25 protein-coding genes and 2 tRNA genes are annotated in these 24,511 nt (G+C 44.4%); 5 read left to right on the top strand and 22 right to left on the bottom strand.

The annotated features are described in order from the left end of the window. Positions 1 to 42 precede the first annotated feature (42 nt). Both trpS and G3RUM_RS00860 read right to left on the bottom strand, forming a co-directional pair. Positions 43 to 1,053 carry a tryptophan--tRNA ligase gene (gene trpS / locus G3RUM_RS00865; protein WP_164998322.1) on the bottom strand — a complete coding sequence of 337 codons (1,011 nt, stop codon included), beginning with the start codon at positions 1,051 to 1,053 and terminating at the stop codon, positions 43 to 45. A gap of 26 nt (positions 1,054 to 1,079) precedes the next feature. Next, a tRNA-Ala gene (locus G3RUM_RS00860) sits at positions 1,080 to 1,155 on the bottom strand. 85 nt (positions 1,156 to 1,240) lie between these two features. Between G3RUM_RS00860 and G3RUM_RS03900 the strand changes: the two genes are divergently transcribed. Next, a complete protein-coding gene (locus G3RUM_RS03900) occupies positions 1,241 to 1,624 on the top strand; it encodes a phage holin family protein (protein ID WP_129734463.1) in 384 nt (127 codons plus the stop codon). Positions 1,625 to 1,678: 54 nt separating this feature from the next. Here the strand turns inward: G3RUM_RS03900 and bsh are convergent, their stop codons facing one another. Genes bsh through G3RUM_RS00840 form a run of 3 tightly spaced genes read right to left on the bottom strand, consistent with a single transcriptional unit; the run spans position 1,679 to position 4,616 of the window. Next, positions 1,679 to 2,629 (bottom strand): choloylglycine hydrolase, encoded by a 951-nt coding sequence (gene bsh / locus G3RUM_RS00850; RefSeq protein ID WP_129734461.1) that lies wholly within the window; start codon positions 2,627 to 2,629, stop codon positions 1,679 to 1,681. A 38-nt stretch (positions 2,630 to 2,667) separates the two neighbouring features. Beyond that, complete coding sequence (locus G3RUM_RS00845; protein WP_129734459.1) at positions 2,668 to 3,948, bottom strand: CotH kinase family protein; 1,281 nt, start codon at positions 3,946 to 3,948, stop codon at positions 2,668 to 2,670. A gap of 35 nt (positions 3,949 to 3,983) precedes the next feature. After that, entirely contained in the window at positions 3,984 to 4,616 is a 633-nt protein-coding gene (locus G3RUM_RS00840) for a sortase family protein (RefSeq protein ID WP_129734457.1), read from the bottom strand. A 153-nt stretch (positions 4,617 to 4,769) separates the two neighbouring features. Between G3RUM_RS00840 and G3RUM_RS00835 the strand changes: the two genes are divergently transcribed. From G3RUM_RS00835 to glyA, 4 genes are all read left to right on the top strand, one after another. After that, a complete protein-coding gene (locus G3RUM_RS00835; RefSeq protein ID WP_129734455.1) occupies positions 4,770 to 5,660 on the top strand; it encodes an HD domain-containing protein in 891 nt (296 codons plus the stop codon). 92 nt (positions 5,661 to 5,752) lie between these two features. Then, positions 5,753 to 6,718, top strand: a complete 966-nt coding sequence (thyA, locus tag G3RUM_RS00830) for a thymidylate synthase (RefSeq protein ID WP_129734453.1) — start codon at positions 5,753 to 5,755, stop codon at positions 6,716 to 6,718. A 1-nt stretch (position 6,719) separates the two neighbouring features. Continuing rightward, positions 6,720 to 7,193 carry a dihydrofolate reductase gene (locus tag G3RUM_RS00825; RefSeq protein ID WP_129734451.1) on the top strand — a complete coding sequence of 158 codons (474 nt, stop codon included), beginning with the start codon at positions 6,720 to 6,722 and terminating at the stop codon, positions 7,191 to 7,193. Positions 7,194 to 7,202: 9 nt separating this feature from the next. Then, positions 7,203 to 8,588, top strand: a complete 1,386-nt coding sequence (gene glyA, locus G3RUM_RS00820; protein WP_129734449.1) for a serine hydroxymethyltransferase — start codon at positions 7,203 to 7,205, stop codon at positions 8,586 to 8,588. 78 nt (positions 8,589 to 8,666) lie between these two features. On the opposite strand, the gene G3RUM_RS00815 is transcribed toward glyA, so the two are convergent. The 17 genes from G3RUM_RS00815 to rnc all read right to left on the bottom strand — a co-directional run bounded on the left by G3RUM_RS00815 (position 8,667) and on the right by rnc (position 24,481). Beyond that, positions 8,667 to 8,742, bottom strand: a tRNA-Ala gene (locus G3RUM_RS00815). A gap of 59 nt (positions 8,743 to 8,801) precedes the next feature. Continuing rightward, complete coding sequence (gene rpsI / locus G3RUM_RS00810; protein WP_129734447.1) at positions 8,802 to 9,203, bottom strand: 30S ribosomal protein S9; 402 nt, start codon at positions 9,201 to 9,203, stop codon at positions 8,802 to 8,804. Further along, a complete protein-coding gene (gene rplM / locus G3RUM_RS00805; RefSeq protein WP_129734445.1) occupies positions 9,203 to 9,628 on the bottom strand; it encodes a 50S ribosomal protein L13 in 426 nt (141 codons plus the stop codon). Before rplM ends, rpsI begins: the two co-directional genes overlap by 1 nt. Continuing rightward, the gene (rplQ, locus tag G3RUM_RS00800; protein WP_129734443.1) at positions 9,628 to 10,059 is read right to left on the bottom strand and encodes a 50S ribosomal protein L17; all 432 of its coding nucleotides are present in this window, start codon (positions 10,057 to 10,059) and stop codon (positions 9,628 to 9,630) included. Before rplQ ends, rplM begins: the two co-directional genes overlap by 1 nt. A 1-nt stretch (position 10,060) precedes the next feature. Continuing rightward, positions 10,061 to 11,011 carry a DNA-directed RNA polymerase subunit alpha gene (locus tag G3RUM_RS00795; RefSeq protein ID WP_129734441.1) on the bottom strand — a complete coding sequence of 317 codons (951 nt, stop codon included), beginning with the start codon at positions 11,009 to 11,011 and terminating at the stop codon, positions 10,061 to 10,063. A 12-nt stretch (positions 11,012 to 11,023) separates the two neighbouring features. Further along, positions 11,024 to 11,641 (bottom strand): 30S ribosomal protein S4, encoded by a 618-nt coding sequence (gene rpsD, locus G3RUM_RS00790; RefSeq protein ID WP_129734439.1) that lies wholly within the window; start codon positions 11,639 to 11,641, stop codon positions 11,024 to 11,026. After that, positions 11,641 to 12,078 (bottom strand): 30S ribosomal protein S11, encoded by a 438-nt coding sequence (gene rpsK / locus G3RUM_RS00785; RefSeq protein ID WP_129734437.1) that lies wholly within the window; start codon positions 12,076 to 12,078, stop codon positions 11,641 to 11,643. Before rpsK ends, rpsD begins: the two co-directional genes overlap by 1 nt. An 8-nt stretch (positions 12,079 to 12,086) precedes the next feature. Further along, entirely contained in the window at positions 12,087 to 12,473 is a 387-nt protein-coding gene (rpsM, locus tag G3RUM_RS00780; RefSeq protein ID WP_129734435.1) for a 30S ribosomal protein S13, read from the bottom strand. A gap of 5 nt (positions 12,474 to 12,478) precedes the next feature. Continuing rightward, positions 12,479 to 12,595 carry a 50S ribosomal protein L36 gene (gene rpmJ, locus G3RUM_RS00775; RefSeq protein ID WP_129734433.1) on the bottom strand — a complete coding sequence of 39 codons (117 nt, stop codon included), beginning with the start codon at positions 12,593 to 12,595 and terminating at the stop codon, positions 12,479 to 12,481. 130 nt (positions 12,596 to 12,725) lie between these two features. Then, entirely contained in the window at positions 12,726 to 12,950 is a 225-nt protein-coding gene (gene infA, locus G3RUM_RS00770; protein WP_129734431.1) for a translation initiation factor IF-1, read from the bottom strand. A 50-nt stretch (positions 12,951 to 13,000) separates the two neighbouring features. Continuing rightward, positions 13,001 to 13,690, bottom strand: coding sequence for a class F sortase (locus tag G3RUM_RS00765; protein ID WP_129734429.1), 690 nt, complete (start codon positions 13,688 to 13,690; stop codon positions 13,001 to 13,003). Beyond that, on the bottom strand, positions 13,674 to 15,107 hold the full coding sequence (gene secY / locus G3RUM_RS00760) for a preprotein translocase subunit SecY (protein ID WP_129734427.1): 1,434 nt from the start codon (positions 15,105 to 15,107) through the stop codon (positions 13,674 to 13,676). The genes G3RUM_RS00765 and secY overlap by 17 nt, the downstream gene beginning before the upstream one ends. Positions 15,108 to 15,271: 164 nt before the next feature. Next, the gene (rpoC, locus tag G3RUM_RS00755) at positions 15,272 to 19,105 is read right to left on the bottom strand and encodes a DNA-directed RNA polymerase subunit beta' (protein WP_164998321.1); all 3,834 of its coding nucleotides are present in this window, start codon (positions 19,103 to 19,105) and stop codon (positions 15,272 to 15,274) included. 1 nt (position 19,106) lies between these two features. Continuing rightward, complete coding sequence (rpoB, locus tag G3RUM_RS00750; protein ID WP_129734423.1) at positions 19,107 to 22,487, bottom strand: DNA-directed RNA polymerase subunit beta; 3,381 nt, start codon at positions 22,485 to 22,487, stop codon at positions 19,107 to 19,109. 354 nt (positions 22,488 to 22,841) lie between these two features. After that, positions 22,842 to 23,240 (bottom strand): KH domain-containing protein, encoded by a 399-nt coding sequence (locus G3RUM_RS00745; protein WP_129734421.1) that lies wholly within the window; start codon positions 23,238 to 23,240, stop codon positions 22,842 to 22,844. Between the two features lie 70 nt (positions 23,241 to 23,310). Continuing rightward, complete coding sequence (gene rpsP, locus G3RUM_RS00740) at positions 23,311 to 23,694, bottom strand: 30S ribosomal protein S16 (RefSeq protein WP_129734419.1); 384 nt, start codon at positions 23,692 to 23,694, stop codon at positions 23,311 to 23,313. Positions 23,695 to 23,761: 67 nt separating this feature from the next. Continuing rightward, entirely contained in the window at positions 23,762 to 24,481 is a 720-nt protein-coding gene (gene rnc, locus G3RUM_RS00735; protein WP_129734417.1) for a ribonuclease III, read from the bottom strand. Positions 24,482 to 24,511: the final 30 nt, after the last annotated feature.

Genomic DNA, 24,511 nt, shown 5'->3' with positions numbered 1-24,511 from the left:
AAATCCCGGCTGTTACAACCGGGATTTTTCTTTGCTATCATCTTATCGCAAATGAAAAGCCTTTTGCACTTCTAACAGTTTAGCACCTGCCACTTCGTTAGAATATTTTTCGCCGTTTTCTAACAACTCATACACTTGCTCATCCGAAATCCCAGCCAACTTCGCCTGAAAATCCGTCAACATCCCAGACACACTCTCCGCCACCTTTTTCTTCAGCTCACCATATCTTGTCTCACCTGCCCACACGCTAATCACATCCTGAAGTGGCGCATCATTTACCAAAGCCTCTATTTGTAACAAATTAGACACACCCGGCTGATTAAACATATCAAATTTTATCTTCCCCAACGAATCCGTCGTCGCTGACATTATCTTTTTGGCAGCCTTAGCTGGCTCATCGTCTAACATAATTTTGGAATTTTCCGCCTTAGTAGACTTACTCATTTTCTTCTCAGGATTTAATAAATCCCTAATCCTGATACCGTCACTTACCCCCATAAACTTAATTTGTTCGGAAGTTTTAGCCGGCACCGTAAATATTTCTCCGAACCGATTATTAAAACGCATCGCCAAATTTCGTGTAAGCTCAATATGTTGGAACTGGTCTTCACCTATCGGCACATAAGTCGCATCATACAACAAAATATCCGCTGCCATCAGTATCGGATAGTCAAATATCCCCACATTGCAACTTTCTTGTCCTTTAGATTTTTCCTTGTACTGAATCATTCGGGAAGTCTCGCCCATAGTTGCCACACAATTCAAAATCCAGCAAAGCTCAGAATGTGCTGGCACATAACTCTGCCGATAAATATGCACATTTTCATTAACTTTTAGCCCCACCGCCAAATAATACTTAATGGTACGAATGATATTCTCGCGCAAATCTCCGTCAACATCCGAAATGATCGAGTGGAGATCCGGCACAAAAATATTGATATTGTAACTCTCCGAATGCTTATTCGCCAACCTTACCATCGGCAAAAGCGCACCCAAATAATTACCCAGCGTTAACACGCTGTTAGATCTAATCCCAGTTAATATCGTCTGCATATAAAAATCCACCATTAAATTAATAATGGTGGAGTGTAGGAGGATCGAACTCCTGACCTCCTCAATGCCATTGAGGCGCTCTACCAGCTGAGCTAACACCCCACACCGATATCATACCACATATTGACATTTCAAACAACTTGTGCTATAATTAAAACATATACCGTCTCAAGGGAGGTGCTAACGCATGAGACGATTGTTGAACCTTATCATTTCGGGGTTCGTGTTATGGATTTCCACGCTCATATTCCCAGAACAAGTACAGATCGAAAATTTTGGCACACTGGCTATCGCAACTATCCTGTTGTGGTTGATCAACTTCGCCATCGCCGCCCTCGGCATGCTGATAACTGCTGGAGGATTGATTTTCGAAAGCTGTTCTTGGTCCATTCTGGGATTCGTGATCATTATTTTCTCTAAGGTGTTATCCTTATGGGCACTAGATGCGTGGTTGCCCGGATTCACGATCCATGGCTTCTGGCTTAAACTCTTAATTGCATTCGCATGTTCATTCTTTGCGATAGGAGAACCCAGCAGTCAAAATAATGACCCCCCAACTGACCTTTGGTAGTCAGACATCAAAAAGCCTCCGCCCATGCAGAGGCTTTATTTCTTCTTATCTTTATTATATCTGCACCAAATCTGCGGTATCTAGATTGTGATCGCCCATCGCCACCTTCTGAATCGCGGGATCCTCGTACGTATTATAATAATAAGTTTTAGTAGCAGTTGAATAACCACCGGTATAGATAGTTTTTTCACATGCGCCATCAGCCATCTGTGCTGCGCCGTCTATCATCGCCACTCCAGTCAATGTATGGAACAGACGTGAAACGCTTTCCTCTTCCGTAGACTTTACTGGATAGTGAGTATTAAGGTATGCCACTCGCACGAACCTAGACGGAGAGTAATAATCCCCTGGCAAGCCCCGCATCAAAGAACCGCTCCCAAACGCTGTCATCTTAGCTTTATTCCACTTCACATCTTTTGGCATTTGCGGGAACAAATTCATATAGTTGCGTAAGTTCTCTTGGTGCCATCCATAACCTGGCTGATTCGTCAAAATATCTACGTCATTATGGAAGATTTCCATACCACGTTCAGTATATTCAACGACAATTGAACGCTTTGCATCGCCAATAATCCAGTGCAATTGCGACACTGGGTACTGTTCATTGATCGGCTTTGCCACAATCGCTACTTCTTTCAAAGCTTTTTCCGCTTCATCTACAGTAGTAAAATTCGCCACCACCCAAAGCGGGAACTCATACGCGGCAACATTCGTTTTACCATCCACCGCCGCGTCGGCATACTTAGCATAACCCGGGAAATTTAACCCTGCAATCGCTAGTCCAGATTCGTTGGCACAATCGAAGTATAGAGGCGTATTCTCTGCCACAATCGCCATGCCGATTACTGCACCGGCCTTCATAGCCATTTCTCCCAGAAACGCCGAATTGTATTTATATCCACGTGGCGTAATCACCACCTTTTGCCCATACGGTACCGACCAATCCAAATTCCTTCCAAAATACATCTCTCCCTTATCGTCGCTAAACCTCACGCCTGTGCACATTTTACCTCCTTTATGCTTATGTTTATAAATCTATAATATCATAAAATTTCTTCGTTTAGAGTCCATCCGTATTCTTTTTCGAAATAGTCGTACCGCTTATCCACCCAGTCTAATAAATCCTTTACTCCCCTTACAAAACTCCCCTTACCCCACTTTTCGTTTTCTTTCATCGACGCACTATAAATTTTTGCCGCTCGCCTAAATATCCAAGACAACAGCTCTTTTTTATGTCCAGACATATTCTCCCTAAACACTAAGTTCACTTCTTCCCTAAACTCTGGGAGCTCTATTAACCTGGCAAAAAGCCGTGACCACTGTTGATATTGTTCCGTTACATCCCAATACTCCTCCGCCTTTTCTGTAGCCGTCATTTCCCAATCCGGCGCAAAATAATCTCGTACCCGAACATTATTTATTGCAATGTCAAAATCCCATGCCGGACCTGCGTGAATCTTATCGCCCACTCCATCCTTGTAGAAATATTGACTCGTAAAATACCCGTCTGGATTCGCCAAAAACTCTTCAATCAAATAATATTTAGCAAAAGATTCTATATCGACCAACCGCACTATCTCATCATAATTTTTTTCCTTCACCGCCGCTTCCAATTTATTGAAGGCTATCAAAAAATCCGCCATCGCTTCATCTCTCTTAGTTTCATCTATCATATCTTTAACCGTCAAATGCTCACCATTACTCGAAACATAGTATTTGTCTTCGGCTCGCGCGTAAACATTATCAAGCTCCACTAGTACCCCAAGAGGATCCTTCAAATCTACTGCATTCTTTCCTACGGTTATTCCTCGCGTCAAATAGTATAACCCCAAATACTCGCCATTCATATATAACTCGACAAATTCTCCCCGGTAGGCAAAATCTTCTCCTATCAGCCACTCGACGTAGAACGCTACATCGGTTCTCAAATTAGTCGCATCATTATAATTTGCCAGCAAAATCCACTTTCGATTTTTTCCTAAATCCAATAAATTCGTCCTTTGTTTTAACTTAAACTGATACGGCTTCTTGCTCATTACCCACGTTGCATTACCGCGCCCTTTCACTTCCACTCCGTTAAATTCCCTTACTTCGTCATCGGTAACCAAGCTCAAAACATTATCCTGATATTTGACATCCTTTCCGCCCTCCCAAATATCATTCGCCGTCACACCGTCTGCCATAACTATTTCAATTTCTGGCAGCCCACTGTCATTCTGGACAATTCCATATTCTCCACTCTTCCAAATCGCAATCAGCAGCGTCAGACATGCCACAAGCAAAAAATCTACTGCCACCGCATTCTTCCGCTCCCAAATTTTCATATATTTATTTTACCATATCCGCTTAAAATCTATGTCTACATTGCATTAGCAAAAATCACAAATCTGTGCGAAGCGTCCCCATCACCATAGCTCGTTCCATAGCAAGTCATCAAAGACAAATCATATTGCACGTTCTCGCTGCGAGCATTGGCCACCGATTTCATATAGCTACCTGCTCCATTCAACTGTAAAGACCCTCTATCACGATTCTTCTCAAAAATCATCACTTTTGCCACCTGATACCTCGTCGTCTCTCCACCATAAGTTACATCGAATACACTACCTACACCAAGATTAACTAATCCCCCAAACACGCCTGCCGTATTGTGGCCATACAAAAATCTCTCACCATATTTATTTACATGATTGCCCGAATCCACCGCAGTATCTGCCACATCCACAATATCTAACACCCGACCAGCAACAGAAATAGAATTTTTCGGAGCCACATAAATCGGCGTCACCTCGTTCGGCTTTTCATAGGCAACCACCTCAGCTTTTGAGGATTCAGCCGCTACTGGCTCCTCGACTATTATTGGCACAATTTCAGTTACACCGGCATTATCTAACCCCATCAAAGCAAAATCATCCGATGCCATCAATATTTCGGGAGCACCAAAAATTCCCACAAAAGCCGAAAATAATAACAAAAAAAGGCGTCTCGCCATTCTAACTCCCAAATATGACTTAACACTTTAATTATAGCACACTTTAACAAAAATGTCAATGGCAAAGTCATTTTTCAACATTTTTTTCTTCTAGACACCCCCCCCCGTATGACTTATAATCGTCCCAAGAAGGGTGGAGCACATTTATAGGAGGTGTTCACCATTAATATCGAAACTACTAAGCTATTTAGTGAATTCAACCGCATTATAGACAGCGAGGAAAGCATTTCTAGTAGCCCGTATTTTGCTCCATCGTGCTCAGCAAAAGAAATCTTAGGCATCGTCCAACAACTTGAATGTATTATAAAATCAAGTTTTGTGCCCAGATGCTGCACTACTAGATATGGCCATTTCTCACCCAAGCAGCTTGCGCCAGAGTCTGTGTCTGCACATACCAACCTAATGCAAACCATTATAGATCGCGTGCTTTCTTACCGCTATGGACCATCTTTCGACAAAGCTGAGGACGGTTTCACCTATCGTGAAATTCTCGAAGTCGCCCGCCGGCACGACCTACCAGAGAACATTATCGGCGACATCGCTGACAACGGTAACCGTAATGACAAAAGCTTAGCCCGCACCGAAAGAATTTATCTACGCGCTTTTGCCCAAAGCTCTCCAAACCATGAAACGCTCTTTGAAGAGAATGTTCGCAAACTGCAGCACAACATGGATGAAAGACGCGATTTCTCTGGCCGACTGCTTTACGCAGCAGACAAAGTGTCAGCTATCCTAACTACACTCGGCTACGATAGTCAAAACGTCCAAGGTTCTTTGCCCGCCATGGCAACCACCTTTGAAGGCGCTTCCGCCAAAGAAATCAAGGCTATGGCACTATGCGAGTTTCGCACCAAATACGTCGACGAAACCGGCGAGCATGAAATCTGTCGTGCCAGCGAAATGTGGACTATCGATTACTTCAAGTTCCGCAAATTGTACCAATATGACGACACCGGAATAATCACTGCTATCCTCATCATGGAAAGCTTGATTGTCAACGGCAAGTGGTATTCCTGGCGCGAAAAAGATTATGCGACCGCCTAATTATCTCAACACCTCCACCCTCTAGCCTCGAGATTCTACATTTCGGGGCTTTTTCCCACTTTTCGTGCTATAATCGAAAAAACGGAGGTAAAATGAGCAAGTTTGACGACCAATATATTGACCTTTGTCGGCGAATTCTGAATCACGGCGAAAAAATCACCAATTACAAAGAGTCCGACGCTCGCAGCCAAACTACTGCTTCTGCCATACCAGACCACACCGCTCAAGGTTCCTCCAGAGCCCGCACTATTCGTTTGCCACACCAAGTTTTGCAATTTAACCTCTCAGAAGAATTCCCCATTCTAGTCTCTAAAAAAGTTGGGTTCAAATCAGCCACTCTAGAACTCCTCTGGATTTACCAGGTTGCGTCTAACGATGTCCGTTGGCTACAAGAGCGTAAAGTCAAAATCTGGAATGAGTGGGAAATTGCCGAAGATGGTACCTATCAAGGACGTAATATCAATGAAATCTACGCTCAATCTCACCCTACCGAGCCAAAAGAGAACTTCGCTCACACTATCGGCACCGCCTACGGCTGGATTGTTAATCGCTACCGCTTAATCGATAATCTCATCGAAACCTTAAAAGAAAACCCAGGTAACCGTCGCATGGTCTTATCACTTTGGCAAAACGAATGGCTGCCCACCGCAGCCCTCCCCAGCTGCGTCTGGAACTCACAGTGGAATCTCATCGATGGTAAGCTCAATCTCTTAGTCACATCCCGCTCTACTGACGTCCCATTGGGACTGCCCTTCAATATCGCCCAATATGCCGTACTTTGTCATTTAATTGCACAGTGCGTCGGTGTCAGCCCGGGTCAATTTACCTTCATTACCAATGATGCTCACATTTATGAAAATCAAATTGATGGCATTCGCGAGCAAATCACTCGCTATGATACCGCCGTAAAAAACAGTACTCTACCGGCTGCGCCAAAACTCTGGCTCAATCCCGACATCACCAATTTCCATAAGTTTGACAATTCCCGTGAACTCAAAGATATCCGCCTAGAAAATTACGAAAACCTCGGCACCATCAAGATGCCAGTCACGGAGTAGTATGTTTAGTATCATCGCAGCCATCGGCAAAAATCACGAACTCGGCAAAAATAACAGCCTAGTCTTCCATATCAAAGAAGATATGAGATTTTTCCGTGACACTACCAAAGGCCACAAAGTCCTCATGGGTCACAAAACCTGGGATAGTCTACCCGGCAAGCTTCCTAATCGTAAAAACATCGTCATCTCTAGGAACCCAGTAGAAGGCGCTGATCTCACTATCTCGGATCTACCGACTTTTATCGCCCAAAACAAAGACACCAACGAAGAAATTTTTGTAATCGGCGGCGGCATGGTTTACAATGAGCTCCTAAAATACGCCAAAAATCTTTATCTTACCGAAGTCGATGCTGCCATTTCCGATGCCGATACCTTCTTTCCAAACTTTAATCAAAACGAATATAAGAAAACTATAATTAAGAAAGGGTCCGAAGATGATCTAACCTATACCTTCGCTAAATACATTAAAAAATAAGGAGAAATTATGCAAGATCCAGTATTTGATCTAATCGACAAAGAAAAAAAGCGCCAAAGCGAAGGTTTAGAATTAATTCCTAGCGAAAACTATGTCTCAGCCGATGTTCTCACTGCCATGGGCTCTATTTTAACTAACAAGTATTCCGAGGGCTACCCTCACTTTGATGGCATCGGCGTCGGCCGCAGTGATAACCCAGATTTTAGAGAATGGAAAGAGAAAGACATCGCCACCAAAATTCTACCTAATTATCGCTACTATGGTGGTCAAGTCAACGTGGATCGCATCGAACGCCTTGCTATCGACCGAACCTGTCGGCTCTTCCACGCTGATCATGCCAATGTCCAACCACACTCTGGCGCTAACGCCAATGAAGCGGTTTACTTCGCCTGGTGCGAACCTGGAGACAAAATTCTAGCTATGAGTTTACCGGCTGGCGGCCATCTTACTCATGGTGCTCCTGTCACCCGCTCTGCCAAAATTTATAATTTCATTAGCTATGGCGTCAACAAGCATGGCGACATCGACTATGAAGAATTAGAACAAAAAGCCTTAGCCGAACAACCCAAGATTATCTTAATTGGATATTCCGCATTCATGAAAATTCCAGATTTCGCCCGTGTTGCCAAAATTGCCGCTAAAATCCCAAATTGTTTGCTGATGGCCGATATGGCCCACGTAGCTGGCCTAATTGCCGGTGGGGTCCATCCAAATCCTTTGGACTACGGTTTTAACGTAATGACCACCACAACGCATAAAACACTGCGTGGCCCACGTGGCGGTTTAATCCTATCAAAAGGCAACGTTGCCTCCCCGCTCAAAAAACCCGAAAAGACTCTCGATAATATTCCAATTTTAATCGACCGTTCTACCTTCCCAGGGACCCAAGGCGGACCGCTCGAACATATTATCGCAGCGAAAGCCGTAGCTTTTGGTGAGGCCCTAAAACCAGAATTTAAAAAATATGCCAAAGATATCGTCGATAACGCCAAAACTTTAGCTACAGAGCTCAAAAAACTCGGCTTCATCCTGCAAGGTGACGGCACAGAGAACCATTTAATCCTCGCTAATGTCAAAGATAGTTTCAACTTTGATGGTAAAATCTATGAAAAAGCGCTCGACAAAGTTGGCCTTACTCTCAACGCCAACGCTATCCCTACTGATAAAGGCGGGGCTTTCCGCCCGTCTGGCGTACGCCTTGGCACTCCAGCTATCACTACTAGAGGACTTGGCAAAGATGAAATGAAAACTCTTGCCCTTTGGATGAAGAAAGTCGCCGATATTTGTATTGAAGCCGAAACCGAAGAAAGACTTGTAGACTACTCTGCTGAATTAGAGACTATCAGAGGCGAAGTCCGCACCCTCGCCCTCAAATTTCCCGTTCCTGGAATATAAAAGCCTAAATACAAAAATATAGCCCGGAGACAGGCTATATTTTCATTATATCACACTTAAGCTATCTTGTCAATATCCTGGTGGAGCGTGCGGGAATCAAACCCGCGACCTCGGCAATGCGAATGCCGCGCTCTATCAGCTGAGCTAACGCCCCATACCTATATTATACCATAAAAATAAGCCCTTGTAGGGCTTATTTTTGAAATTACGCTTTTAGCGCTTTGAGAATTGCTCTCTACGACGAGCACTACGCAAACCGTACTTTTTGCGCTCCTTTTCGCGCGGATCACGCTTCATCATCCCGGCCTTCTTAAGCACTGAACGCAAATCTGGCGCCTCAATTACCAAAGCTTTTGAAATTGCTAGCTTAATGGCATCTACTTGACCTGCCAAACCCCCGCCCTTCACCAAAATCGTGATGTCGTACTCTTTTTGCTTTTCGGCAAGAGCTAAAGGATCAGTAATCTCTGCCAAGTAAGTCTTATTACCAGAAAGATACTCTAACGCCGGCTTGTCGTTAATCTTGATTTCACCCTTACCTTTATAAAGTCGCGCAGTGGCGGTAGCAGCCTTCCGTCGACCTAAACCATAGGTGTATTTCTTCATAGCAACCATTATTTAATCTCCTTTGGATTTTGCGCTGCATGTGCATGCTCTGTCCCATCAAAGACGCGTAGTCTCTTCAGACGCTCAGCAGCTAATTTATTCTTCGGGAGCATACCCTTCACCGCTGCAGCTATAGCAACGGCTGGATCCTTCTCGATTACCTCTTCAAGTCTCAACTCTGTCAAGCCACCCGGGAAACCACTATGACGATAGTATTTCTTCTGAATCATCTTATCACCAGTTACTACCAAATTCTTGGCATTCACAACGACAACATAATCACCGTTATCAATGTGTGGCGTATAGGTAACTTTTGATTTCCCCATTAGCTTATCAGCAATCACTACTGCCAATTTACCTAAAGGCATAGTAGAGGCATCCACTACCCACCATTCGCGCTTAATTTCAGAACCCTTTTGAGAATAAGTTTTCATTATTTATCCTCCTTCTTCACCGACTTTGTCGTCCTTGCGGACTTAGCCGGCTTTTCTTCTGGCTCGTCAAATGATATTTCGTCCACAAAACTAATCGTTCCCATCTCAGAATTATCACCGCGACGATAACCTGCGTGTTCAATTCTCAAGTAGCCAGAATCACGCTTTATTTGTGGCGCAATATAATCCATCAACAATGTAGCAGCTTCTAAATCGTTCAACCTTGCGATAATCAAACGACGATTGTGTAACCCACCTTTCTTTGCCATAGTAATCAACTTCTCAGTTGAACGACGAATTTCCTTTGCGCGCGCAAGCGTAGTCGTTATTGATTGATATTTTATCAGAGAACACATCAACCCACGCGTGAGTGCTAGCCTCTGATCGGTTTCGCGGCCAAACTTTCGGCCTTTATATCCGTGGCGATGCATATTAAATATTTAACTCCGTTAACTTTTCTTTTACTTCGTCTAATGCCTTTTGGCCGAAACCTTTCAAATCCTTTAGGTCGGTTTCTGACAAAGTTACTAAATCACGAATCGTCTTGATATCGTTATTCAGCAAAGCATTAGCCGTACGAGCAGACAAATCTAATTCCTCAATTGGAAGCATAAGTCCGGAATCGTCTTCATCTTGCTTTGACCCTGGTGCAGGAACAGATTCAACCTTCGTGCTTCCTGCTAGAGCAGCATACTGGTTTACCAAGATAGCTGCCGCCTCTTCGAACGCCTCACGTGGAGTAATCGTACCATCTGTATCCACAGTTAACGTTAACTGCTGCAAATTAGTATCCTGACCAACACGAGTATTTTCTACCTTATAGCGTACACGTAAGACCGGTGTAAATACTGCATCTATTGCTATCATATCACTATGGACTCGGTCTTCACTGGCTTGTTCAATCGTAAGATATCCACGACCAGTTTCTACGATGAAGCGCATCTTGAGCACCATTTTTGGATCATCAATATGACAAATCGTCTGGTTCGGATTAGCAACTTCCACCTCCGCTGGGAGCTTGATATCCCCAGCTACAACGCGCTTATCCCCATCCTTCTCTGATTGTTTGTCGCCTTTCATTTCGAGGGTTAGTTCCACTGGTGCATCCGTGTGGCACTTAAAACGAATATTCTTGAGGTTTAACATGATATCTACTACATCTTCGCGCACCCCAGGAATAGTAGTATATTCATGGGTAGCCCCCTCAATCGAAAAAGCCGTAATCGCAGCGCCCTTCACGCTAGAAAGAAGTACTCGACGTAGAGAATTCCCTAATGTATTACCATAGCCATAGTAAAGCGGCTTGATAACAAACTCGGCACTATTCTCACCAAGCTCTTTCACACTGTCAAGGTTGGCTTCATGAATGTTCTTTGTAGTCATTTAATTCTCTCCTTAGCGTGAGTAATACTCAACGATTAGTTGTTCATTAATACCAGCCTCAGCTTCCTCGCGCTTCGGTAAACCGGTAACTTCAATTTTCATTTTCTTCGCGTCGACCTTCAACCACGAAAGTGGCGTTACATTCGATGCCCCTATAATGTTCGGAAGATTTTTGAAGTATTCAGATTTGGTAGATTTAGGACGAACCTCTAAAACATCACCCGGGTTCAAACGGATTGACGGAATATCAATACGTCGACCGTTTAATAGAAAATGCCCATGGCTCACTAGCTGCCTGGCCTGGCGTCGGGTCAAAGCAAACCCAGAACGGAACACTACGTTATCTGCGCGACGTTCCAAGAATTCTAAAAGTTTCTCGCCCGTCAAACCGTTAGCCTTTTGAGCTTCTTTCATCAATTTTGCAAATTGCTTCTCTAGCAAACCATACATACGGCGCACTTTTTGCTTCTCACGTAGCTGAGTCAAGTACAAACTACCGCCACGTACGCGCATATCACCATGCTCACCAGGAATGCCAGACTTTTTTGCCATTATTTTATGCGCTTTTGGCGCCAAAGCATAGCCTTCACGACGACTCTGCTTAACTATTGGAGAATGATCCCTTGCCATTACGGTTTCCTTTCTCCCTTCGGTCGCACACCACCATGCGCAATCGGGGTTACATCAGTAATACTATCAATTTTAATTCCTGCCGCCGAAATCGCACGAACTGCCGCATCACGCCCCAAACCAATCCCTGACACATATACATCCACAGAGTTCAATGCGTGATTTTTCTTAGCTAGCTCTAAAGCTTTTTCTGCTGCAACACCTGCCGCAAACGCCGTGCCCTTCTTGGAGCCACGAAAACCATTCGCTCCAGCAGACGAAGCCGTCAACACGCCCCCAGTCTTATCTGTCACACTAATAATCGTGTTATTGAAAGTGGCCTGAATGTGCACTGCTCCAGCATTCACAATGCGTTTACCCTTCTTTGACCTGGTCTTTGGGGCCACGGCCTCAGTAGCTTCAACAGCAGTTGTAGTTTTAATCTCTTCTTCTGCCATATTACTCCTTAAGTCTTACTTGCTGCTTTAGGTTGTGCCCCACCGACCGCGATCGCCTTACCCTTACGAGTACGTGCATTCGTACGAGTACGCTGGCCGTTGACTGGTAATTTCGCCTTGTGACGCATTCCCTTGTAGGAATTGATATCCTTTAAACGTTTGATATTGTTGCTCACTAGGCGTCGGAGATCACCCTCAACATGGTATTTCTTCGAAATAATGTCGTTGATTTTTTGTTCGTCAGCCTCGGTGAGATCTTTCACCCGAGTGGTAGGCTCGATTTTAGCCTCCGCAAGGATTTTCTTACTTGTTGTTGTTCCGATGCCGTACACATAGGTCAAAGCAATCCATACTTGCTTATCGGACGGAATTACAACGCTAGCTATTCTAGCCATATATCTTAACCCTGCCTTTGCTTATTCTTAGGTTTTTTCTTATTGATAACACGCAGCACACCCTTCCGGCGCACAATAATGTCATCTGGGGAGATTTTTTTAACACTTGCACGTACTTTCATCGTGTTAAAATCCTTTCCTTTTTAGCGCTGTACTTTTATACACCACTTAACAAAGTATTACAACTAAATACTTTTGCAAATAGTATCTAGCCTACTTCCATAAATGTTGTAAAAAATACAACAGTTAATATTAATCCTTGAGCCGAAAGCTGATTCTGCCCTTTGTAAGATCGTAAGGGGTTAACTCAACCTCGACTCTGTCGCCCGGCACAAGACGGATATAATTTTTGCGCATTTTTCCACTCATGTGAGCAACAATAATATGACCATTCTCGAGTTCAACCCGAAACTGGGTATTAGGTAGCGCCTCAACAACACTGCCCGTGAGCTTTATCACTTCCTTTTGACTAGCCATAAATTACATACCCATCTTAGCATAAAATTCTATGATTGTAAAGCATAAAATCAGTTGCCGTCAGCCAAAACCGCTCTAACAAACTGCCTAGACAAGTAAGTGCCCTGCTGTTGCGACCACTCGCCAGTGCAAGAGATCAAGGTCACCGACTCTTTTCCGCGCTCCGGCGACCTCGCTGCCGTCGCCATATACTCATCTGATTCGCTCAGTGCCACAGTCGTGCTCTCAACTACTTTATAGTTATATATGACACCATCACCACGCTCAACCGTAATAATATCTCCTTCTGCCAAACTTGGTAGACTCTTGAACACGCCCAAAACATGAGGTCCACCGTTATGACCATCTATTATCATAGTGCCCCCTAATCCCGGCTTACCAGACGCTTCATACCACCCCACATCAAAAATGTTATTAGGAGTATCTAGCTCACCCTTATCATTCACTCCCATCGGCAGAATCCTCGCCTTATTAATCCCTAACTTCTCTATCGTTAAATAACGCGGGCGATCCGGAGCCACCGTGTACTGGCGGGCTTCATCTTCCGTAGGCTCAACTTCGATCAATTCTCCCTCTTCATTCACACGTTCTGCTACGGCCCTCTCACTTCCTTCTTTCTCACCATAATAATTTGCCTCAAAAGTAGCCACCCTTATGAAGAACCCCAAAAGCAACACCCCCAGCGCTGACCATACCGCCCACTTTGTAATCTTGCGCCAGCCCTTAATCTTCAAGCTCATTATTAAAATCGTCGTATGTTATCATTAACGCGCGAGAATCCAACGACCTTAGGTTCTCAAGTGCCACCGTCACTACAATCAAAAGCCCCGTACCAGAAATAGACAAGCCAATCGGTGCTCCCGTAATCACAATAAAGATGTAATCCGTGATAAATGGCAACATTGCAATCAAGCCCAGTGCCAATGCGCCGAACAAATCTAAATGATTCACTACCTTACCCAAATACTTCGCCGTAGCAATGCCTGGCCGTACCCCCTCGATAAAACCGCCCTGTTTCTGCAAGTTATCCGCAATCTCCTTGGTATTGAAGATGATCGACGTATAAAAATACGTAAACATAAATACTAGCAAGAAATACATTGCCGGATATACAAACCACTGTCCAGTAATACCATCTGGATACATCGTAGCAAAATTGCTCGCAGACGGCGCCGAAAAGATTGTTACCAAATTCTCGCCGATTTCATTACCTGGATTTACTGTAGTAATTACCTGCCCCACTAAAGCCGGTAAGGACAAGAACGCCGTTGCAAAAATCACCGGTATTACGCCCGCCGCAATCATCTTGATCGGCAAAATCGACTTAATCCCACCATAGGACGAATTCCCATGTACCCTTTTAGCATAATTGATAGTAATAATCCGCTGTGCTTCGTTCAATTTCACCAAGAAATATATCACCACCAACATAGCGACGGCAAAACCCAATACAATCCAGAAAACTGTAGGATTCACCGGCAGTTCCAACCAGCCAAACAAACTCAACGAACCGCTACTTGTGTCAAACAAAGCGGATCCCAACGATGCCATCGTGGTAGGTAGCTGCGAGATAATCGACGCAAAAATCAAAGTAGAAATACCATTCCCAATCCCCTGTTCAGTAATCAACTCTCCCATCCACATTAAAATCAACGACCCCGCCGTCATAGCAGTGACTGACAAAGCCCAATCGCCAGCTGTCGGAGTAAACTCCGTTGCCACATTCGCCGCAACCGTAGACTGGTATAAAATAAAGATATAGGCAATGGACTGCACAATCGCCAGAGGCACCGTCAACATCCGCGTCCACTGGTTAATTTTGCGCCGTCCCGTTTCGCCATCATTAGATAATTCTTCTAACGACGGTATTGCTTTTGTCAAAAGTTGAATCACGATAGAACCAGTAATATAAGGTGAAAGCCCCACCAAAATAATACTAAACGACGCTAACCCGCCACCCGAGATTAAGTTCAAAAAGCTCGAAAAATCCGACTTTTCTAACAAATTAGACACCGCCTCCTTAAAAGTAGAAGCATCGCCCATTGGCACCGGTATCTGTGCCAACAACCTATACGCTACTAAAATACCCAAAATAATACCGACGCGCCTTAGCATGTCTTTGTTTTTTAGGGATTTAAAAATCGTTTTGAAATGCATAAAACCTCTTAATAACTCTTTCTATAATAGCATACCAAACAACAAAAAACAACCGATAATATCAGTCTTGAGCACCCAGAAGCGCAACGCCACAAGGACCAACACTTAGCCACCCACTAGAACAGGGTGGCCAAGCATAGCCCAAAGTAATATTATCTGGTCATTTATAGATTCTCGAGATCTTCTTCCGTCGGGATCTTCATATCCGGCGTCTCAAGATCTTCAAGAGGTGCCACACCAGTTCCTACTGGAATCTTTCGACCAATAATTACGTTTTCCTTAAGCCCACGCAAATGGTCAACACGGCCATTGATTGCTGCATTGATGAGCACCCGCGTAGTGTCCTGGAACGATGCCGCTGAAAGGAACGAATCCGAGAAAATCGATACTTTAGTAATACCAAGCAAAAGATTCGTGTAGGTAGCAGGCTCCTTGCCAGCTGCTTCAAGCTCTTTATTAGCTAAACTTACTGCAGCCTTCGAAGTGATATCACCCGATACAAACTCTGAATCACCCGGGTCATTAATCTGTACGCGAGAGAACATCTGGCGAACCAAGATTTCAAGGTGCTTTGGCGAAATCTCATGTCCTTGCGCCGCATACACATTGAGAACATCATTCATAATATATCGCTCAGTCGCTTCAACGCCCTTATATTTTAATAGGTCTTGTAAGTTTAGAGAACCAGTAGTCAATCTATCTCCAGCTTTTACACTATCATTAGATTTAACTACCATCTCAGCATCACCCGGGATTTCAATCTTCACTGAAGATTTGGCAGAAGACACCAAGATAATTGCATCCTTCACAAGTTCTACTACACCATCTTCCGGAGCCTTGATAGCCTCCTTATCCCCGCTCTTACGCACCAAAGTAGCACCAGACTTTACACTCTGTCCATCTTTAATAGCCGGTTTACGACCATCTAATTCAAAGCGCTTTAGCTCACCAGACTGCGGAGTAATTTGCACTACGTAATGATTGTTATCTTCCCAAATTTCTACCACACCATCTATTGGCGTAACATAAGCCTGGCCCTTCGGAGCACGTGCCTCCAAAAGCTCTTCTACACGAGGCAAACCCCTGGCAATAGCACCAGAGCCCGCTACACCAGAACCATGCTTAGTGTCAAGGGTCAACTGCGTACCAGGTTCGCCAAGCGACTGTGCGGCAATTACACCTACCGGCTCATTAGCTGCAACCAGCTCACGAGTAGACATATCTACGCCATAACTCTTTCGTGGAATGCCTTCTACTGCCGTAGTGGACAAAATAGACTGAATCTTCACTTCCGTAACATTCTCGTCGGCTTCAATTTGCTCAGCCATTTCTTTAGTAATCAATTGATCAGCTTCAAGATAACCTGATACCGGCTCAGCCGTATAACGACCCGTCAATCTCGCCGCAAAACCGATCCCAGAAAGTTCCGTCTCGTCACGATATACGGTAAAGCCTGGGTCTTCCGCCTCTTCATCCGTAGTAAACACATCTTGCGACACGTCCACCAACCGACGAGTCAAATAGCCAGAATCCGCTGTACGAAGCGCCGTAGAAACCTGACCCTGACGCGCACCTCGAGTCGCAATAAAGGATTCCAGAGTATTCAAACCTTTCTTATACGAAGATTTTACTGGAAGCTCAATTTCGTTGTTATTGATATCCACCATGATACCAATCTCTGCCGAAGCGAGCTTAATGTTTGAAATATTACCGCGAGCCCCAGAGTTTACCATTACGGCAATATCGGTATCCATCTCAGACAATTTACCTTGCAAGAACTCCGAAATCTTCTTGTCGATATCACGCCAATTGCTTACCGTAAGCTTATGACGTTCCTCTTCTGTTACTAAACCATCGTTAAATTGTTGCTGAATTAACGCCGTCTTGGCATCACCTTCCGCAATAAAGTCGTCAATTTCATCATAAGTCGGATAATCATCTTTGGCAGTAGAAATAGAAGCAATCGTTTCATATTCAAACGCCAAATCCTTCAAAGCATCTGCCGTTTTTACCATTACTTCTGAACCATAAAGATCGAAGATATCCGCCATCACTTTAGATAAATGTTTCTTCGTCTGTACCGAATTATCATACGGATAATCTCTTGGCAAGATTTCATTAAATATTACACGTCCCAGGGTCGTATCCCGAATTTCACGCTTCGCAAATACCCGAATCGGCGTCTGCAAGGCAATAATCCCCTGGTCATAAGCCATTTCAGCTTCATATACGCTAGAAAAAGCTTTCGGGTCACCTTGATCCGTGCCAGGCTTATCATAAGTCAAGTAATATGCGCCTAGTACTACATCCTGGTAAATCGCCAATACTGGTGAGCCGTCCGCCGGTTTGAGCAAATTCTTACCTGCCGACATCAACTCACGAGCTTCAGCTTGTGCTGCATCCGAAAGCGGTAAATGTACCGCCATCTGGTCACCATCGTAATCAGCGTTAAAGCCCGATGCTACAAGTGGATGAAGCTTAATAGCTTTACCATCAATCAACCTTGGTTGGAACGCCTGTACTGACAAACGGTGCAAAGACGGAGCCCGGTTCAAAAGCACATACTTACCCTTAATTACTTCATCCAAAGCATCCCATACAATCGTTTCTTTCGCTTCAATCAAACGTGAAGCTGCGCGAATGTTATTAGCATATTCATTACCAATCAACCACGAAATTACAAATGGCTTAAATAGCTCAAGTGCCATCTGTTTTGGTAAACCACATTCGTTAAGCTTAAGTTCTGGGCCTACCACAATCACCGAACGACCAGAGTAATCTACACGCTTACCTAGAAGGTTCTGGCGGAACCGACCTTGTTTACCCTTGAGAAGGTCAGACAAAGACTTTAGTTTACGCCGCCCATTCGTAGAATTGGCACCCCTCGAACCATGCGCCGCAGAATTGTCAATCAGTGCATCTACAGCCTCTTGCAACATCCGCATTTCGTTACGGCAAATTACTTCTGGAGCATTAAGATCCAACAGTTTCTTCAACCGATTATTGCGATTAATCACACGGCGATAAAGATCGTTCAAATCTGATGTCGCAAATCGGCCACCTGGAAGAGCAATCATCGGTCGCAAATCTGGTGGTATTACCGGAATCACGGTCAAAATCAAGTCTTCCGGCCTAATACCGGCTGCCTGCATGCCCTCAAGAGTCTTAAGCCGTTTTTGAATCTTCTTTTCTTTCTGACCCTTGGCCTCACTCTCTTCCTTGCGCAAATCTTCTACCAACTTGTCCAAATCAATTTCATCCAAAAGTTTCTTAACTGCAGTCGCCCCCATCTCTACAGTAATCAAATCCTCATATTCCTCCGGAAGATTGCGATATTCTACTTCCGTAATAACGCCCCCCTTCTTAAAGGATTCCAACGTAGCCTTACGCGACGCATAACCGCTCTCTAGCTCTTCTAGCTCCTTTGTCTGCGCTTCAGCTAACGCTTTTACATCCGCACCCTCAGCCTTAGACTCTTTTTCATAACGCAATCTAATTGCACCACGCGCCGCCATAGTTTGACTTTCCAAAGTTTCCAAAGTCTTTTGGATTTCATCAGTTTTTGCGTCAGTTATGAGATATGTTGCAAAATACACCACCTTTTCAATATTCTTTACTGTAATATCCAAAAGCAACGACAAAGCTGATGGCACGCCACGCATAAACCAGATGTGTGCCACTGGAGCCGCAAGTGCAATATGCCCCATCCGCTCACGTCGAGTAATTGACTTAGTAACTAGATTTCCCTCTTTATCTACCGCTGCTTCACGCGAACGTACGCCCTTAAGTTTACTATCATGCGGATTAATATCTTTAGTCGGCCCAAAAATCCGCTCACAAAACAGACCATCACGTTCAGGCTTTTGCGTGCGATAATTAATCGTCTCGGGCTTTGTCACCTCGCCATAACTCCAATTCAATATATCATCACGGCTAGCTACCGTTAGTCTAATCGAATCGAAATCCGAAGCGCTGATAAAATTATCCATCCACGCCATATTAGAACTCCTCTCCGAGGTCAACTGCACCATCGTCTTCGTCGGCCTCTGTTATTTCGATACCTTCTTCCGCCATCATTGCCTCGGCTTCCGACTCGTCTAGATCCAAGATCTGTGGCTCGGTATCCTTTTTATGTTGATCATAGATGGATTGATCATCCTTAGATTTTTCGATTTCTTTTGAGGTCTTTTCAATTACATCGCCCGCATCGGCTGACTCACCATGGTCCAAAAGATCCACCTTCAAACCCAAGCCTTGCAACTCTTTCACCAGCACGTTAAAGCCCTCTGGTAACTTTGGCCCTTCAATCGGTTCGTGTTTGATAATTGCCTCGTAAGCCTTAGCACGTCCATAGACATCATCAGATTTAATAGTCAACATCTCCTGCAACGTCGTCGCTGCACCATAAGCTTCAAGCGCCCAAACTTCCATTTCCCCAAAGCGCTGACCACCATTCTGTGCCTTACCGCCTAATGGCTGTTGAGTCACCATCGTGTATGGCCCAGTTGAACGCGCATGAATTTTATCTTCCACCATATGGTGAAGCTTCAGCATATGCATCACGCCTACTGAAGTACGTTCTTCAAACGGCTCGCCAGTCAAACCATCGTAAAGTTGTACACGACCATCCTTCTCAAACCCGGCTTTCTCCAATTCTTCGGAGATTTTTTCATCCGATACCCCATTGAATGATGGTGTAGCCACCTTATAGCCAAGCGCTTTTGCTGCCATACCAAGGTGAGTCTCAAAGAGCTGGCCCAAATTCATACGAGAAGGTACGCCCATCGGACTAAGTACGATATCTATCGGTGTACCATCCGCCATAAATGGCATATCTTCTACCGGCAACACACGCGAAACTACACCTTTGTTACCATGTCGGCCCGCCAACTTATCACCTACGCCAATCTTACGCATTTCTGCCACGTAGATCTTGATTTGCATGATCACCCCAGCTTTAAGCTCATGACCTTGCTCACGCGTATAAATACGTACATCCACCACCTTACCAGTAGATGACCCGTTCATCCGTACCGAAGTATCACGCACATCTTTCGCCTTTTCACCGAAAATCGCACGAAGCAATCGCTCTTCCGAAGACAACTCTTGTTCACCTTTCGGCGTAATCTTACCAACTAGAATATCGCCATTCTTCACTTCAGAGCCAACAGTCACAATGCCATCTTCGCCAAGATGACGCAACGAATGCTCAGACACATTCGGTATATCACGCGTCACCTGTTCTGGCCCAAGTTTAGTCTCACGCACTTCCACATCAAAATCTTTAATATTAATAGAAGTCAAAGTGTCATCTTCTACTAAACGATTGGAAATTACGATAGCATCATCCATATTATAACCACGCCATGGCATAAACGCTACCAAAAGATCCCGACCTAATGCCAGCTCACCATCATTTACTGATGCGCCCTCAATCAGTGTGTCCCCCTTCTTAACTTTTTGACCACGCGCCACCACTGTACGCTGGTTATAACAACGGTCATCATTTGTCTTCTCGAAATGCTGCAACTTATATTCTCTGTCACCACCTTTATCATAAGTGACAATCACGGAATCACCGTCAGCTTTCTTTACTGTACCAGTACCAGAAGCCACAACTAGCTGTGAAGTATTTTTAGCGACTTCACGCTCAATACCAGTCCCTACCACTGGATTATCTTGACGCAAAAGTGGCACTGCCTGTTTCTGCATCGCACAGGCCATCAATGAACGGTCTACACGGTTCTTCTCTACAAACGGGATCAAAGACGCAGATACACCCAAAATTTCTTTGTGCGCCGCATCAATATGGGTCACGTTCTTAGCCTCCACCTGCGAAGGTGCACCATGTACACGCGCAGATACCCAATCTTCTACAAATTTACCGTCTTTATCTAATTTCACCGACGCATCAGCGATAATCATGTCGTTCTCGGTATCAGCATCGACATAAACCACCTCGTCAGTCACTTTGCCATTTTTTACCACACGATACGGAGCTTCAATAAAGCCATATTCGTTAATCCTGGCGTAGGTTGCAAAGTTCAACACCAAACCCACGTTACCACCTTCTGGTGTCTCCACCGTACAAATACGACCATAATGTGTTGGGTGCGCATCACGCACATCAAACCCAGCACGCTCACGAGTCAGACCACCAGGACCCATCGAGCTCAAACGACGCTTATGAGCAAGCTCAGAAAATGGGTTCACTTCGTCCATTAGCTGTGAAAGTTGTGAGGTAGCAAAGAATTCTTTCACTGCCGCGACTACTGGACGCGAGTTTAAGAGTTGCGAAGGTGTCACTTCTTCCAAATTAGCCATTGACATACGATCCAAGATGTTACGCTGCAAACGCAACATGCCCAAACGGAATTGCCTCTGTACTAATTCACCTACCAATTTAACTCGACGATTAGAGAGTGAATCGATGTCGTCTGCCGGCTCTTGTGTATTATTAAGACGGATAATTTCCGAAATAATATCCACCACATCACTCATCTGCAAAGTACGGTGTTCTGGGTCGTTTGGCAAATCTTTATGTAATCTACGATTTAACTTAAAACGGCCGACATTGGAGTAGTCATAACGCTTAGGATCAAAGAAAGTCCGCTCAATCATCGATTTTGCATTTTCTACCGTTGCCAAATCACCTGGACGCAATCTACGATACACCTCCAAAAGTGCCTCGCCCTGGCTAGAAGTCGTATCCTTCTCAAGAGTCAACTCAATATAACTCTTCTCGCCATTATCAACCTTTTCGAATCCTTTCTTAATCTCTGACTTGGTCATACCAAGCGCTCTCAAGAAAGTCGTTACTGGGATCTTACGACGACGATCAATCTTCACGTAAATCGCCCCATTCGCCGCAGTTTCAAATTCCAACCAAGCACCACGGCCAGGAATTACCTTTGCCCCATAATAGTTCCTCAACCCAATCGCTTCAGCGCTAAAGAACACCCCTGCCGAACGTATCAACTGAGAAACAATCACACGCTCAGTACCATTAATAATAAAGGTCGCGCGTTCCGTCATCCACGGATAATCACCAAAATAAATATCCTGCTCTTTTTTCTCACCAGTCGCTTTATTCTCTAGTTCAACTAGCACATGTAGCGGAGCTTCATAAGTCGCGAGATTATATTTCGCTTCCTCTTCAGTCTCCTTCGGCTCTTTAAAATAATAATCTTTAAAACGGAGTGAAAGCTTTTGGCCTGTATAATCATCGATAGGATTAAGCTCAGCAAAAACCTCCCGTAGTCCGTTCTTGACAAAGTCTTCCCATGAATCCTTCTGATGAACCGTCAGATCCGGAATTGGAAGCGCTTGGTCGCCTTCGGTGAAAAAGACCCTCTCACCTGACTTCGGTTTTGTAACCATTCTACCTCTTTTTATTAGTGTTATTATTAATCTTTAGCGCTGAAGATTACTGCCCAGTCTCCCCCAGAGAGTCGCCAGCTCTCACAAGATTACAAAAACAGGGCACACTACTTCTTGTAATCGAGTTTATCACATTAACCCCTATATTTCAACACCTATTTTTAGATATTTTGAATTCAGTCCACCAAAAAATGCCTCAACGGAAGGCACTTTTTAGACATAGATAAACTCTCAACTCTTCTATTGTTTTTAAGCCGACTCGCAGTTAGTTAGCTTAAGCCCGATTATACACTACTAAAACCAAAATTGCAAGACATTTTTCACAAAAAAATAGCCCCTTCCGGGGCTACTCCATTATATATCAAGATCGTCTAAATCAGCTAGCTCCGCACGAGTTTTTTCAGCCAATTCCGAAGAATCTTCCGATTCCTCCACTTCCTCTACTTCCGCACCTTCCGTCACATCCTCTACCGCTTCTGTTTTTTCAACTCTTGGCGCGCCTTCTTCGTCAGTATTTACAATCTTCAAGTTATAACGTGCATCTTGTTTAGTACCAAGCGCACGAAGCAACACTCTAATCGCTTGCGCCGTTACACCACGCTTACCAATCACCCGCCCCACATCTTCTGGATCCACTGTCAAGGAAAGAAGCACACCTTTCTCGTCAATTTTTCGTTCAACTGCGACCTTATCAGGATTATTTACTAGCGTTTTTACGATATATTCTACGAATTGTTGGTCGATAGTAGCCATATGTTCTCCAAATTAGTTATTTTTATTTATTATAGCACAAAAATAGCCCCGCGAAGGGCTATTTTTAGTTTTAGGCCTCCGCTGGAATTTCCTCTGCCGCAGCCACTTTTTCGGCTGGCGCCTCTGGCGCTGGCTCTTCCTTTGGCTGATTTTTGCGCAATTTATCAGCGTGCTTTGCCACAGCCTTCTTTTGTGTTGGCTCTTTATACCATTTTGGTAACTTTACGCCGTTCTTCTTCAGGATAAAGGCTACCCGAGAAGATGGTTGCGCACCATTACTTAGATATTTCTCAACCAACTCTTTATCAAGCGTTAAAGCTTTGGTAGCTGGATTATAATTGCCGACCTCAGCCACAACGCGCCCAGATAAAGGATGGCGCTGGGATTCTTGGACGACTATCCGGTACGTAGGGTAATGCGCCCGGCCATTACGTTGCATACGAATCGCAAGCATTTTTTCTCCTTAAAAATTATTAACTCCGCTAATTATATCACAAATCTTCCTAAAAGCCAAGGTCAAATTACCGACTCTTTGGCTTATTCGTAAACAGTTTCCGATATCCCTTTACGCCCTCACGTGCGGCCATTGTCTGCGCCTCTTGCTTAGAATGACCCGTACCTACACCCTTCAAACTCTCACCTACATATAGCCCAACCGTAAACACCTTGTCATGATCCGGCCCTTCCTCCTTCAAAGTCTTATATACTGGCGTCACTCCATCAAATTTCTGTGCCAACTCCTGTGCGTATGATTTCGGATCACGCCAGCTACCCTCTTCCAAAATCGTATCAATCTTCACCAAAATATGCTTCGCGATGAAATCTCGCGCCACATCATATCCTTGGTCCAAATATATCGCTCCGATCACTGCTTCAAAACAATCAGCCAATATCACGTCATGCGCTCGCTCCGAGCCATTCTTTTCCCCTTTTGATAGCCGTACCAAAGGCTCGTACCCTAATTCTTTCCCCGCATCACCAATCGATTCCGTTCGCACCAAAGCTGCACGAAAAGCCGTCATAATTCCCTCAGGTTCGTTGTAATTCCGATACAAAAAATCTGAAGAAACTAGCTCTAGCACCGCGTCACCCAAAAATTCCAACCGCTCATTATGCTCGTGCGTCTTCTTATGTTCATTCACGTAGCTCCGGTGAGTGAGCGCCGTCACCAACAAATTAATATCATTAAACTCAAAACCTAATTTCTCTTTCGCAAATTCTTGATATGGTGTCGTATCCATCAAATTTCTCCTAACCTTTAATTATAACAC

The organism is Candidatus Nanosyncoccus alces (assembly GCF_004138395.1).
GTDB classification, from domain to species: Bacteria; Patescibacteriota; Saccharimonadia; order Saccharimonadales; family Saccharimonadaceae; genus Nanosyncoccus; species Nanosyncoccus alces.
Note: the sequence above shows the minus strand (reverse complement) of the source record. Positions and strands in the feature narration are given on the sequence as shown.